This is a genomic window from Chishuiella sp., from assembly GCF_032109125.1.
Taxonomy (GTDB): Bacteria; Bacteroidota; Bacteroidia; order Flavobacteriales; family Weeksellaceae; genus Empedobacter.
Genome location: NZ_DAMCLZ010000009.1, coordinates 46305 through 60789, shown reverse-complemented (window position 1 = coordinate 60789; position 14485 = coordinate 46305). Strand labels below are relative to the sequence as shown.

Sequence of the window (14485 nt, the reverse complement as noted above, 5' to 3'; positions counted from 1 at the left end):
TGATTTTTTTTATTTTATATTTTTCTGATTCTTTATTCTTTCTTTTTCTTCTTTAGAAAGCTTTTCTTCAAGATTTTTTTTGACTTGATCTAGCATATCTCTCAATAGTTCTGGTTGAAGACTATAATATTTATAACTTTCTGAAAATTGATGAAAATTAATATCATGTTTTTTCATAACATCTACAGCATCTTTTGCTAATAATGTACTTTGATCTTCATTACCTTCTGCAGGAAACATTTGTATACCTTGTTGACTAATATATAGATCAGTTATAATATTGATCATTTCTGATTTTTTTATTAAGTTATCTGGCTCATCAAAATTTTTGGGAGCACAACTTAAAGTTGAAATCAAGCAAAAAAAGTAAACTATATTAAGATATCTCATAATTTTCCAAAAATTTTTCTTAAACGTAAAGATATAACACCAAAAACAGCTTCTCCTATAATGTCCGAACTAATTTTTGATTCTCCTAAAGTTCTATCAGTAAAAATAATAGGAACTTCTTTTAAACTAAATTTTTTAATCCAAGATTTATATTTCATTTCTATTTGGAAGCCATAACCTTTGAATTTTATTTTATCCAAATCTAAAGTTTCTAAAACTTTAGCTCTATATCCTACAAAACCAGCTGTAGCATCATCTACAGGTAAACGAGTAATTAATCGAACATATTTAGAAGCGAAATAAGATAATAAAACTCTATTCATAGGCCAATTAACTACATTAACTCCATTGCAATAGCGTGAGCCAATAACTAAATCAGAACCATCTATTAATGCATGATATAACCGAGGTAAATCATTAGGATTATGAGAGAAATCAGCATCCATCTCAAAAATATACTTGTAATTGTTTTTTATAGCCCATTTAAAACCATGAACATAAGCACGGCCTAAGCCATCTTTTATTGTTCTTATTTCTAAATGTAAACGACCATTAAACTCAGTAATCAAGCGTTTTACAATGTCATTTGTACCATCAGGAGAACTATCATCAACAATAAGAACATCAAACGATTCTTCTACTGATAAAGCTGCTCTTATAATAGCTTCTATGTTTTCTTTTTCATTGTAGGTCGGGATAATCACTAATTTGTCCGACATAATTATAATTTTGTGGGGATAAAGATAGTTATAAGATTGTAAGTCTTTTGTATTTTTGAAAAAATTATGAAAACAACCGATTTAATTTCTATACAAAAAAATGCGATAGGTAATGATACTGTTATCATTATCATTGTTGCTTGTCTTTTATTAGTTTGTGCAGTAAAATATTTATTTGCTACAAATTATAAATTATTAGGGAATAAGAATGAATATGTTAGTTTTACAGATGACAATACAACATTATTTAGTTTTATTGTTGATGGAATTATGGTACTGTTAATGAGTTTATTATTAGTTTCCTATTTTGATATTGATTTTAATTATTTTCCTGGTTTTCAATTTCATTATTTGGCTAATTTAGGAATAACTTTTACACTAATAAGTGTAGTAATGTTATTAAGGCTTTTTATTGAAATAACTTTTTATCGTGTTTTTTATGAGTCTAGCTCAGTTACTTTTTACATGAAAAGCTCAAGTTTTGTAAATGCTAAAAATATCGTATTACTATTAATTGTATGTTTTTTATTTTTTTATACAACGATTAATAAAGATTATCTTATAATTGGAGGATTCTTATTGTTATTTTTGAATCGAGTAATTGAAATATATCATATTTATTCGAAGCAAATAAGCAATAATAAGTCGATATGGTATTATAATATTTTGTATCTTTGCACCCTAGAAATTTTACCTTTTATGGTTTTAATGAAACTATTGACAATAGGTAAGGTAATCTAAAATTACTATGAAAGTTAAATCAATATTAGTATCACAACCTAAGCCACAGGCAGAAAACTCGCCGTACTACGAGATAGAGAAAGCTAACAAAATCAAAATTGATTTCAGACCATTCATCCAAGTTGTTGGAGTAGATGCGAAAGACGTTAGACATCAAAAAATAGATTTCTCGAAAGCAACAGCTGTCATATTTACTAGTAGAAATGCTATAGATCATTTCTTTAGATTAGCAGAAGAATTAAGGTTTACAGTTCCAGATTCAATGAAATACTTTTGTGAATCAGAAGCTATTGCTTTTTATTTACAAAAATACATTGTGTATAGAAAACGTAAAGTGTATATTGGTGAAAAGATTTTTGCAGATATGCTTCCTCTTTTGAAAAAACATAAAGACGAAAAATTTTTATTACCAGCTTCAGATGTTTTAAAAGCTGATGTTCCTAAATTATTGGATGGATTAAAATTAGATTGGCAAAGAGCAACTTTATTTAGAACTGTTTCTAGTGATTTGTCTGATTTATCTGATGTAAAATATGATATTTTAGTATTTTTTACACCTTCAGGAATTAAATCATTATTTGAAAATTTCCCTGATTTTGTACAAGGAGAAACTAGAATTGCTGTTTTTGGACAATCAACAGTAAAACAAGCTAAAGAGATGGGATTACGTGTAGATATTGAAGTGCCAACTCCTAAAATACCGTCTATGACAATGGCACTAGATAAATACGTTAAAGAAGCAAATAAATCTAAATAAATTTTTACGCTTTTACCCTTCTCTCTAATTAAAATTTATGTAAATTAAAGAGATGGAAAAAAAATGGGAAATAAAAGAACAGCCGTCTACAGAGGTAGTTAGTAATCTTAAAAAAGAACTAAATATTTCTGAAGCACTTGCTATTTTATTAGCCCAACGAGGAATTAATGATTTTGATACTGCAAAATCTTACTTTAATCCTTCCTTAGAAAATTTACATGATCCATTTTTAATGAAAGGTATGGCTGATGCTGTATCAAGACTTAAAAATGCTATAGATGATCAAGAAAATATATTAATATTTGGAGACTACGATGTAGATGGAACCACAGCTGTAACTCTTTTTTATGAGTTTCTGACTTCCATCTACTCGAAAGTCTTTTTTTATATTCCTGATAGAAATAATGAAGGATATGGTATTTCAAAAGAAAGTATAGACTTTGCTATAGAAAATAATATATCTTTAGTTATTGTTTTAGATTGTGGAATAAAAGCTCATGAAGAAATAAATTATGCACAATCTAAAGGAATAGATTATATTATTTGTGATCATCATTTACCTGACCGTTCTGTTCCTAAAGCTTATGCAGTTTTAGATCCTAAACAAAAAGGGTGTCGTTATCCTTACAAAGATTTAAGTGGTTGTGGAGTTGGTTATAAATTAGCACAAGCTTTTACAGAAAAATTTAATTTACCAAAAGAAAATCTTATTCCATTATTGGATTTAGTTGCTGTTAGTATTGCAGCAGATATAGTTCCTATAACAGGAGAAAATAGGATTTTAGCTTACAAAGGTCTTGAACAGTTAAATACAGAACCTCGTTTAGCTTTTCAGCATTTGATACCTACTAATATTCGTAATAATGTAAATATATCGAATGTTGTATTTTCTATTGCTCCCAAAATTAATGCAGCAGGGAGAATAAAACATGGGTCTGAAGCTGTGCGATTTATGTTGAGTAAAAATGAAGAAGATTGTCGAAGGTATTTGAACGATATAAATTCATTAAACAACGAGCGTAAAGTATTAGATTTGGATATGACAAATGATGCATTAGCTCAATTATACAATATCAACCCTACTGAAAAATACGCTACAATAGTTTACGATCCTTCTTGGAACAAAGGAGTTATAGGAATCGTTGCTTCTCGTCTTGTTGACTTATATTATAAACCAACCATTGTTTTTACAAAAAGTATTTCTGGAGAAATTGTAGGGTCTGCAAGATCAATACAAGAGTTTGATATTCATTCTGCGATAGAAAAAAATGCTGATTTATTAACTGAGTTTGGAGGACATATGGCAGCAGCAGGCTTGGCTATGAAAGAAGAGAATTTCGAGACGTTTAAAATTAGATTTGATGAAACTGTAAAAGAATTGTCAAATGGTAAACATTTTAAACCATCAATCTTAATTGATAAAGAAATTTCATTTAATGAAATGACACGTTCTTTCTTAGAATCTATAATGCGAATGTCTCCTTTTGGACCAGAAAACATGAACCCAGTTTTTGTTTCGAAAGATTTATTGGCTACAGACTTTAGATTAGTGGGAAAAGAACATGCTCGATTATATGTACACCAACGTAATACAAGAATTACTTTTCCAGCAATTGGTTTCAAATTAGGTAAATTTGGACCTAAATTGGAAAAAGGATTATCTTTTGATATGGTTTACACTATTGGTATGAACTATTGGCAAGGAAAAGGTACTTGGCAATTAAATGTAAAGGATATTCGTTTTAATGAGTAGCTCCTTCAACAATTAAGACCATTTCTCCTTTTAAATTCCTTTTTTCTGATATTTCCATTAATTCAGTTAAAGTTCCTCGTAATGTTTCTTCAAACTTTTTAGAAATTTCTCTTGATAAACTAGCTTTTCTTTCAGCTCCAAAATTTTCTGCTAAATCTTTAAGAGTTTTACCAATTTTATGTGGAGATTCGTAAAAGATCATTGTTTTTTTCTCTGTTAATAAAGATTCTAACTTTGTTTTACGACCTTTTTTTACAGGAAGAAAGCCAACAAAAGTAAATTCGTTATTAGTTAGTCCAGAAACAACAAGTGCAGGTACAAAAGCTGTTGCTCCAGGTAAGCATTCTACAACAATATTATTCGCAACACATTCTTTAACTAATAAATAGCCAGGGTCAGATATTCCTGGAGTTCCAGCATCTGTAATAATCGAAATAATTTGTCCATCTTTCAACTGACGAATAATATCTTCAGTAGCTTGATGTTCATTATGCATATGATAGCTACGCATAGGAGTGGAAATTTCATAATGTTTTAATAAGATTCCACTGTTACGTGTATCTTCTGCTAAAATTACATCAGATTCTTTTAAAACTTCAACAGCTCTAAATGTCATGTCCTTTAAATTTCCAATAGGTGTAGGAACTAAAAATAATTTTCCACTCATGTGGCAAAGTTACAAAGTATTTTCAATAAAAAAGGCTTCGATTATTTGATCGAAACCTTTATTTACAAAGTATTTTTATAATTATTTTTTTAGAACAAAAACTTCTTTTATTTTTTCTGAATTTACTTTTTCATTTTTAGAAGTTTTTTCCAATTTTGTAATTAAGCTTGCAACTTCATCAGCTGATGAAGGTCCTCCAAGATTTTCTCCGTTTACACGAGAATCTTCAAGAACTTTTCCTTTAGCGTCTAAGATAACCCAAAAAGGTAATCCTTGATCTTTACCTCCTAATTTTTCATTTAAAATATCTCCACCTGGAGTTTCTAAATTCTTTTTTTCACCTCTTTCTTGTACTGTTATAAATGCTTTAACATAGTTAGAATCAAAATATGTTTTAACAGCAGGATCATCCATATTTTTTTCCATTTTTTTACACCAACCGCACCAAGAAGCATGAAAAATTAAAAAAACATTTTTATTTTCAATTTTTGCTTGATTTTCAGCTTTTGTTAAAATTTCTGTTGCTGTTTGTGCATTTACAATTCCTGAAACTGCGATTATAATTCCCAATAATAATTTCTTTAACATGCTTTATTTTTTTACAGAAAATAAAGTTAGTAATTAAATGTAAACACAAGTAATTTTTATTTGATATGTATTGTATCTATAAAAGATTTATATATTTGCGCCTTATTAATATTTAATCTAAATAAATATTAAATTAATCATAGCACATTTTAAATTTAGACCATGCATTTACGATTGTTTATTGTGATGATTTTTACATCAATTTACTCTTTTGCACAAACTAATTTCGGAAGTATTTCAGGAAGTATTAGTTCTGTAGAAAATGAACCTTTAGAACTTGTTTCTATTTCTATAGTGGAACTTAATAAAAACACATTGACTGATATTAAGGGAAATTTTAGTTTTAGTAATATCGTACCAGGAAATTATATTGTTAGGATACAAATGGTAGGAGCCAAGGAAGAAGATATTCCAGTTTTAGTGAAAGAAAACCAAAATACTCCAATAAGTTATAAATTAACAAAAGAGAATATTCAACTTCTACAAGAAGTTAGAATTATTGGTAATAATACCAAGATAACTAGAAAAGAAAGTCCTTATGTTGCCAAATTACCTATAAAATATTTAGAGAATCCACAAGTTTATAATGTGGTTCCTAAAGAATTAATTAACCAACAAATGGCAGTTGATTTGGGAAGTGTATCAAAAAATGTTCCTGGAGCTGGTATACCAATGGTTGCAAATCAAGGTAGAGTAACTTTCCGATCTAGAGGATTTGAAGCTGAACCTAATGCAAGAAATGGAGTGGCTGGAGCAGCTTTTTCATTTTTAGATAATACGAATCTAGAAAGAATAGAAGCAATAAAAGGACCATCTACAACCTTATTTGGAACTCAGGTTGCAAGTAGTTATGGAGGATTTTATAATAGAGTAACTAAAAAACCTTACAATAGTGTTGGAGGAGAAGTAAGTTATACTGGAGGAAGTTGGGATTTTAATCGAGTAACATTTGATGCCAATACTCCAATCAATAGTGATAAAACAGCATTACTTAGGTTAAATGGAGCAACGACTTTCGAAAAAAGTTTTCAAGACAATGGTTTCACAAATAGTTTAGCCCTTGCACCAAGTTTTTCATACCAAATTAATGATAAATTGTCTTTATTGATGGATATTGAATTTGGTACTGCAAAAGGAACATCAGTTGTTCGTTTTAATCCATATACAAAAGGAAATAAAATACAATCTATTGCAAATATGCATTTTCCTTATAGAAAAACATTTTTGGGTGATGATATAACTTATAATACTCAAATGATGAATATTTTTGGACAATTAAATTATAAAATATCATCAAAATGGACTTCACAGACAATTTTTTCTCGTGCGAGATCTACAATTAATGGATATATAACAGCTTTAAATGGTAAATCAGATTCTACATTACAAGCAAGTGTAATTATTGGTAACACAAATTTTATTGCAACTAATTTACAGCAAAATTTCATAGGAGATTTTTATATTGGTAAATTCAGAAATAGAATGGTTGTAGGTTTAGATTATTATAACAATTTTAATAGTTTTGATAGAGTTACTGTTAATGCGCCATTGGTTAACTTCATTAATACACCAAGTAGTTATAGAGTTACAAGAAATATGTTAGATACATTAACAAATACAGGTACACCAAGAAAGGAAAAAAGTAGTGATAATACTTATTCAGCCTATATTTCTGATGTTTTTGATATTACTGATAGGCTAAAAGTTATGGGAAGTTTAAGGGTTGATAATTTTCATTATAACGGAGTCTATAATATTTTAACAGGAGAAACATCTGGAGGATTAAGTGTTAGTGGTTTACAAGCAGGACCATATTCGCAAACAGCATTATCTCATAAATCAGGGTTAATTTATGAAGTATTAAAAGATAAATTAACTGTATTTGGAAATTACTTGAATGGATTTTTTAATATTAGTGGAGTCGATAAAGATGGAAATAACTTTGTTCCACAAAAAGGGAATCAGTTAGAATTTGGAACTAAAGCAGATTTATTTAATCATAAACTTGTAGGAACAATTAGTTATTATGATATAAATGTAGATCATGTTTTAAGAACAGATCCAGATGATGCTAATTATTCTATTCAAGACGGTACACAATATAGTAGAGGAGTAGAAGTCGATATTACAGCTAATCCTGTTGCCGGATTAAACATTGTTTTTGGATATGCATATAATGATAGTAAGTTTACAAAATCTGATGCCTCAGTTTTAAATTTACGTCCTGCGGCTTCAGGGCCACAGAATATGTATAATTTTTGGGTAAGTTATACTTTTACAGAAGGTAAATTTAGTGGATTAGGTGCTGGTTTTGGAGGTAATATGGGAAGTTCATCTTATCAAACGAATACACAAACTTCAAAAGTTATTATTCCATCTTATCAAATGTTTGATGCGAGTATATTTTATGATCGTCCGAAATATAGATTAGGATTAAAAGTGGATAATATTACAAGTGAAAAAGCTTGGTCTGTAAGACTTACTCCACAAGCTCCAGCTAGATTTTTAGCAAGTCTTTCATTAAAATTTTAAATAGAATCATCATACAATGAAAAAACTATTTTATTTATTTTTCTTTATATTATTAAGTAATTTAGCTTATGCAGACGGATATTGGTTAGAATTAGAAAGTTCATGGCAAAAGAACGATACTGTAATGATTAAAATTCGTTATGGAGGAGTTGACGAAAATAAAGAAAGATACATAAAGACAGGAGAAGATCTTGATAAAATGAAAGATTTTGCCCTAACTATTGTAGATTCTCATGGCAAAAAAACTAATCTTCCAATTGAGCAAAAAAATGATTTTTGGATTGGGTATTTTGTTCCTAAAAAAGATGGGGTATACAGTGTTTATGCAAATGATAATAATCTTCCTGTGGTAGAAAGAGAAAATTATAAGCAGAATGTTAAACCCACTCAATACTTACAAACAAAGTTTATTATTGGGAGAAATAGAAAAAATATAGATGTTGATAATCAATTTTCTTATTTAAATTTAAATATTGATATTATTAATAATAAGGCTTTTGTTTCAGCTTATATAGATGGGGAAAAGGTAAAAAAAGGAACTAAATTACGTGTCTTTTTACCGAATAATAATGATGTAGAATTCCTGACAGATGAAAATGGAACTACGCAAATAGAACTTATTTTAAAGGGACAATATATTGTCCGATTAGATAAAAATATTCCTATATATGGTCAACTTAATGAAAAAGAATATTTTTCTGAAAGGCATAGATGTGATTATAGTTTTATTGTAAAATAAAAATAACCCGTTTCAATTATTGAAACGGGTTGTTTTTTTCTAATATTTATTTTTAGTTAGAATATAAATTAATTATTGAATAGTTTGTATTTCTTTCTTTTACGATAAATTTTACTTAAAAAATTGTAACTAGATAATCTTCCGTAATGATAATTTGAAATGAAAATAAAAATTGGAATTGTAAGCCAACATAAAATTCCAGCAATTATTTTTAGCATACTCATTAAAGATTCTTTGGACTGAATTATGGATTGTCCTGGTAAATAATTTTGACCTAAGTCTATGTAGACAGACATATCAGTTTGGCTTTGAGATTGTATTTGGAAACTTAACCATGATAAGATCGTAGATGCTACAGCAGGACTAAGAAAATTACGTACTACAATCATAATGCTAAGTGCAGAGAAAAGCTGGTCAGGACCGATTTTTTTAAATGAATAGTACCATATTGAAGTATATAAAATACTTGTCCCTAAACCACGAAAAAATATAGGAATCCTTAAAGTATCTGTATCCATTTGTGCTTGTATAATGAAATAGATGGAAATGTTTTCTAGGAAAAAAACTCCAAAACCAAACCAAACTAAATATTTGATATGACATTGAAATTTGAATGCGATTAAACAACCGATACCAGCTATTACAGCGCCAGGAACCATCCATAAATTTAATTGGGCATTGGTTAAGTTATTGTATCCTAAAATAGCTCCAGTATATTGTGTAAGTAATGATGAAATACCGATTAATAATCCTAGAAAAAATAATAAAATCGTTCCATGAACAATATCTGGATTTTTGAAAATACTTAAGTAATCTATTGTTTTTCTTTTTTTTGATTTGTGTAGATATAAAAATCCAAAAATAGAGCAAAATGCAACGACAAATGAATATCTTATAATAGGAGAATGAAACCAATATTGCTGTTTCATGAATGTTAAGGCAAGGTTGAGTGCGGTATAACCAATAATTAATAATAAATATGACCAATAATCAATTTGATACAATGGAAACTTGAACGAAAAACGATAATTATGTGTCGTTAAAAATGTAAGTAAAGTTAAAATCATCATTACCCCAGACATAAATAAGTAGGGTGACTGCCATGTGCCATTAAAAACTAACGAAGAAAAGAAATAGGCTGTTACTTGTCCTAATCCTAATACAACAATATAAAGCAACGAATAAAATTTACCTTTATCTCCTGTAGGTGCTAAAGCAGCCATAAGAGGAAAAACCATTTCTCCCATGACTAATATTTTAAAAAAGCCGATTAGTAAACTTCCAATTATTAATATTTCAATTTGGTTTGTATTTGCAATGATATAGGATATTATGGCAAGAGAACTTGTAGAGGTTATAATTATAATTTTTGATTTGAACCTTTTTTTAAGTCGGATTATGATACTCATTCCAATACAAATTCCTAATGTTCCCATATAATTTGCAAAGGAGATGTATTCTGTATATGTGCCAAATGCTCCTGATAAATCAGACACATTATTTACATAAACGCCATTAATACTAATGCTAGATATTAGAAAAATAAAAATGAGTATAAATCTCCCAACTGCATTGATCTTTTGACTAAAAGGATTATTACTGTACATAATGAATTAGTTATTAATTGTAACTTCTACATTCATACCTGCACGTAATAATTCTAAATCGGTAATTTTATTATTTATAAACTCAATTCTAATAGGAATTCGTTGCTGAACTTTAACAAAGTTTCCAGTTGAATTATCTATTGGTGTAGCAGCATATTTAGCTCCAGTTGCTCCAGAAATTGCAGTTATTTTTCCATGATATTCTTTACCATCCAATGCATCAACTTTTATAGTAACTAATTTATTTAGTTTAACTGCCTTCATCTGTTTTTCTCGGAAGTTGGCAGAAACCCACAAGCTTTTTGTATCTACAATTGTAGCAACTTGTTGACTAACATTTAATAATTGTCCAACATTTATATTTCTTCTTCCCATAATTCCGTCGTGAGGGGCTTTTATAATAGTATAAGACATATTTAATTTTGCCATTTCTAGTGCATTTTGAGTACGAATGATATCAGCATCATTAATAGACACTTTAGATTTTACTTCGTTCACAGTAAGTTCAGAAGAATTTTTACCATTCGATGCTCCTATAAATTGGTATTCTGCTGCATTTACAGCTGCAAGAGCAGCTTCGTATTCAGTTTTTATTTGGTCGTATTGTTGTTTTGTAACAGCTTCATCTTTTAATAAATTTTCATATCGCTGAAAATTTTGTTTTGCATTCCATAACCTTGCTTTTGTAGCATCTAAATTAGCTTTTGCAACATTTGCCGATGCATTGGCTGTTTGTACTTGATTGATAGATGTTTTTGTAATGTTATTGGTTACATTTTTATTAGCTAAAGCTTGTAATAAATTGGCTTCAGCTTGACCAAGTTGAGTTTTTATTTCTCTGTTGTCTAAAATAATTAAAGTATCTCCTTTTTTTACAGACTGATGTTCCACAAATCGAATATCTTTTATATAAGCAGATACTCTGGTATTAATAGGATTTATAAAGGCTTCAACTTGTGCTGAATTTGTAAAATTATCATTTCCGACTTGAAAATAAGAACGGAATGACCAGTAAATTCCAGTACAAATGATTAAAAAAACGATAAAATTTAAAGTATTTTTTATGTATTTTTTTCTTTTAGAAGTATTATTTGATTTCTCTTTCATTTTTCTTAATTTATTATTTATAATAAACCACTGTTTTTGATTACGTTATAATAAGCTTGCATAATGTTAATTTCGGAAATAGATTCTTGTAATTCAGCTTCAAGTAAAGCATTACTAGCATCAATCAAATCAATTAATATAGCTAATTGATTATTGTATTTACTTTCCATGATTCTATAATTATCTTTTGCTAAATCTCTATTTTTTTTGAAAGTTTCATTTTGAGTATATGCTTCATTATATTTGATATAACTGGATTCAAGATTTACCTTTTGATTGGTTTGAACTTCAGTTAGTCTTCTTTTATTTTTATCTAGTTCAAGACTATTTAATCTTAATTTTTTTGGTGTTTTATATAAATTATCTAAACTAAATTTTAGTGTAACACCTATGTTCCATGTGTTTAAATATTGGTCTAAAACAGGCGTGGTTGTTATAATTGGTCGTTGTAAACTATTTCCAGCAAATAATGATAGAGTAGGAATTCGTTCACTATTAATAATTTTATGTTTTAACTGTGAAATTTCAATATTTTTCTGAGAAGCTTCAATTTCAGGATGATTTTTTAATGCTAATTCATAATAATCTAAATCATCAAGTTGATATGGTTTATTTAAAATATTTTCATCAATTTCTATAATATTATTACTCGGTAAACCTAGTGCAGCATTCAATTGTATGTTTCGAATTGTAGCATCATTCGTTAAAACTTGTAAACTAAGGTTAAGATTAGAAACTTGTAATTCTCCTCGTATAACATCATTTCTTGTAACCATTCCTTGGTCATATAATTTCTTGATGTTTTTTAATCTTTTTTCAGCTAATTCTATATTTTTTGTAAAAACCTTGAACTGTTTTTTTAATTGAAATAGATTAAAATAATAAGTAAGCGTAAGCGCTTTTATTTGTTGTTTGTGATCTCTATAATTGATTTGTGCGACTTCATTTTCTAATTCAGATTCTTTTATATTGTTTTTTACCGCACCTGCATTCCATAATGTTTGTGTGGCATCTAAAGATAATTTATTACCAAAGTGAGGATAATTACGTGTTTGCGAATGAGAAAAATCTTTGGTTATAGCCACAGGAGTTCCAATATAATAGGCGCTTGCTCCAGTTGTTACAGCTGGTAATAATTGATTTTTTGCAATTTTGGTTTTTTGCTCATAAATAAGTAAGTCAGCTTTAGAAACATTTAAAGTGGGATTATTTTTTTCTAATAAATCAAACAAAGTTTCTATTGAAATTTTTGTCTTGATAGAATCTTGAGCGTTAATTATATTTGTTAGTAAGAAGGTTAAAGTGTAGTATATAAATTTTATTATTTTAGGATGTTTTTTTAAGATATTTATTTTTAAATGCATTTTGCAAATTTCGTTTCAATTTTAATAAGAAAAAGGGCTATAAATACATAAAAAATGTCCAAATGGTTATATAATTATATATTTTATTAATATATATTGATTATTAAAAGTTTCTGTAATTATAAAAATGTCAAATCTTTACCAATTTTGTAAATAAGAATTTATATAGAATTGTATTGTTTCAATAATTAGTAAATTTGTAGATTATGTTTCAAGATTATATTAAAATTTTAAACGAAAATTCTTTTTTAAAAAAAGCAAATACAAAAGAAGAAATAAGCCCTTTATGGTATACAGCGATGTTTATTGAAGAAGGATGGCTAAAACTTGAAACAGAAGGAAAAATAGAATTTTATGAAGCAAATACCATTATGTTAGCTTCTCCTTATAAAAATTATCGATTAAAAGGTCATTCAGAAGTCCTTAAATTACATACTTTAAGTCATGTAAATAAATCTATCTTAGATAATATAGATTATGATTTAATACGGTTTGATGTTTATCAAATCACTCAATTATGGACAGGAAAAGTTTCTTTTAAAGTAGAAGATGAAGATTTTAAAGAATTACTTAAATTAATATCATTTTTAGAGAATCAATTAAAAAAAGATAGAATGAACTCTATATTTTTTAATTATTTTATAAAAAATTTATTTACTTCAATTGTTTATTTTCTGAATGATTGTTTTGATAAATCTATTGCAGTAGGAAAAGGAAATAGTTTAAGAAAAAAAGAAATCTCTTTAGCTTTTTTTGAATTAGTTTTACAACATTATAAAGAACATAAAAATTTAAATTTTTATGCTGATAAACTCAATATTTCTATCAAATATTTATCCATTAGTGTAAAAGAAATCACACATAAATCCGCATCTAGTTTCATTGCACTTACAGTAACCAATGAGGCAAAAAGATTATTGCTAGAAACCAATTATAGTATATCCGACATTGCAGAAGAATTAAATTTTTCTGACCAATATTCTTTCGGTAAATTTTTTAAAAAACACACAAACTTTAGCCCGTTAACTTACAGAAAGAAAAGTTTATCAATTAATTTTTTCTAATTTTTATTAAATAAAAGTATTAAATTGTTAGAAATACTATTTATTGATTTAAAATGAGATACATATATTTTTTACTGATTAGTTTTTTATGTACAAGTTGCGTAACAAATAATATAAAAACAATAAAAGGTCAATGGAAACAGAATTTCTTGAGCTATAAATCTAATCCTACAATAATTATAGCTCCAAAAGATGAACCATTAATTACAATCTCCAAGAAAAAATCTAAACCAATAATTGAATTCGATTTTAGTGATGGTTATGATAATGATAAAACAGATTCAGTTTTCTTTAATTTCCCAAACTTAAAGTTCAGAAAAATTAATTTAGATCAATCATCTAATTATTATGATTTAGTTTATCAACCTATTTGTGATTGTTTTTTAGGAGAAATGCATTCTTTTTCTGGAAATGTATTAAATATAAAACTCAACAGAATTCCTAAGACTAAATAGTT

General features: G+C 27.7%; 14 protein-coding genes. 7 read left to right on the top strand and 7 right to left on the bottom strand.

Annotation, left to right across the window (positions count from 1 at the left end):
* Nucleotides 1-9 precede the first annotated feature (9 nt).
* Nucleotides 10-390, bottom strand: coding sequence for a DUF4296 domain-containing protein (locus RT575_RS10475; RefSeq protein ID WP_313383441.1), 381 nt, complete (start codon nt 388-390; stop codon nt 10-12).
* Complete coding sequence (locus RT575_RS10470) at nt 387-1109, bottom strand: polyprenol monophosphomannose synthase (protein WP_313580703.1); 723 nt, start codon at nt 1107-1109, stop codon at nt 387-389. The genes RT575_RS10475 and RT575_RS10470 overlap by 4 nt, the downstream gene beginning before the upstream one ends.
* Nucleotides 1110-1175: 66 nt before the next feature.
* Here RT575_RS10470 and RT575_RS10465 point away from each other — a divergent pair, with 66 nt between their 5' ends.
* The 3 genes from RT575_RS10465 to recJ are packed head-to-tail and all read left to right on the top strand — an operon-like array spanning nt 1176 to nt 4360.
* Nucleotides 1176-1850 carry a DUF4271 domain-containing protein gene (locus RT575_RS10465; protein ID WP_313383444.1) on the top strand — a complete coding sequence of 225 codons (675 nt, stop codon included), beginning with the start codon at nt 1176-1178 and terminating at the stop codon, nt 1848-1850.
* Between the two features lie 7 nt (nt 1851-1857).
* On the top strand, nt 1858-2607 hold the full coding sequence (locus RT575_RS10460; protein WP_313580701.1) for a uroporphyrinogen-III synthase: 750 nt from the start codon (nt 1858-1860) through the stop codon (nt 2605-2607).
* Nucleotides 2608-2659: 52 nt separating this feature from the next.
* Nucleotides 2660-4360 carry a single-stranded-DNA-specific exonuclease RecJ gene (gene recJ / locus RT575_RS10455; RefSeq protein WP_313383446.1) on the top strand — a complete coding sequence of 567 codons (1701 nt, stop codon included), beginning with the start codon at nt 2660-2662 and terminating at the stop codon, nt 4358-4360.
* On the opposite strand, the gene rsmI is transcribed toward recJ, so the two are convergent.
* Nucleotides 4350-5027, bottom strand: a complete 678-nt coding sequence (gene rsmI / locus RT575_RS10450) for a 16S rRNA (cytidine(1402)-2'-O)-methyltransferase (RefSeq protein ID WP_313383447.1) — start codon at nt 5025-5027, stop codon at nt 4350-4352. The genes recJ and rsmI overlap by 11 nt on opposite strands.
* An 81-nt stretch (nt 5028-5108) precedes the next feature.
* A complete protein-coding gene (locus tag RT575_RS10445; protein WP_313580698.1) occupies nt 5109-5615 on the bottom strand; it encodes a thioredoxin family protein in 507 nt (168 codons plus the stop codon).
* Nucleotides 5616-5777: 162 nt separating this feature from the next.
* Between RT575_RS10445 and RT575_RS10440 the strand changes: the two genes are divergently transcribed.
* Both RT575_RS10440 and RT575_RS10435 read left to right on the top strand, forming a co-directional pair.
* Entirely contained in the window at nt 5778-8147 is a 2370-nt protein-coding gene (locus RT575_RS10440; RefSeq protein WP_313580696.1) for a TonB-dependent receptor, read from the top strand.
* Nucleotides 8148-8163: 16 nt separating this feature from the next.
* Nucleotides 8164-8886 (top strand): hypothetical protein, encoded by a 723-nt coding sequence (locus RT575_RS10435; protein ID WP_313383451.1) that lies wholly within the window; start codon nt 8164-8166, stop codon nt 8884-8886.
* A gap of 68 nt (nt 8887-8954) precedes the next feature.
* Here the strand turns inward: RT575_RS10435 and RT575_RS10430 are convergent, their stop codons facing one another.
* The 3 genes from RT575_RS10430 to RT575_RS10420 are packed head-to-tail and all read right to left on the bottom strand — an operon-like array spanning nt 8955 to nt 12964.
* Nucleotides 8955-10493, bottom strand: coding sequence for an MFS transporter (locus tag RT575_RS10430; protein ID WP_313580694.1), 1539 nt, complete (start codon nt 10491-10493; stop codon nt 8955-8957).
* A 6-nt stretch (nt 10494-10499) separates the two neighbouring features.
* Nucleotides 10500-11600, bottom strand: coding sequence for an HlyD family secretion protein (locus RT575_RS10425; protein WP_313580692.1), 1101 nt, complete (start codon nt 11598-11600; stop codon nt 10500-10502).
* Between the two features lie 17 nt (nt 11601-11617).
* Nucleotides 11618-12964, bottom strand: a complete 1347-nt coding sequence (locus RT575_RS10420) for a TolC family protein (RefSeq protein WP_313580690.1) — start codon at nt 12962-12964, stop codon at nt 11618-11620.
* A gap of 206 nt (nt 12965-13170) precedes the next feature.
* On the opposite strand from RT575_RS10420, the gene RT575_RS10415 reads away from it, so the two are divergent.
* Together RT575_RS10415 and RT575_RS10410 are read left to right on the top strand one after the other, a co-directional pair.
* On the top strand, nt 13171-14028 hold the full coding sequence (locus RT575_RS10415; protein WP_313383455.1) for an AraC family transcriptional regulator: 858 nt from the start codon (nt 13171-13173) through the stop codon (nt 14026-14028).
* 53 nt (nt 14029-14081) lie between these two features.
* Nucleotides 14082-14483 (top strand): hypothetical protein, encoded by a 402-nt coding sequence (locus RT575_RS10410; protein WP_313383456.1) that lies wholly within the window; start codon nt 14082-14084, stop codon nt 14481-14483.
* Nucleotides 14484-14485: the final 2 nt, after the last annotated feature.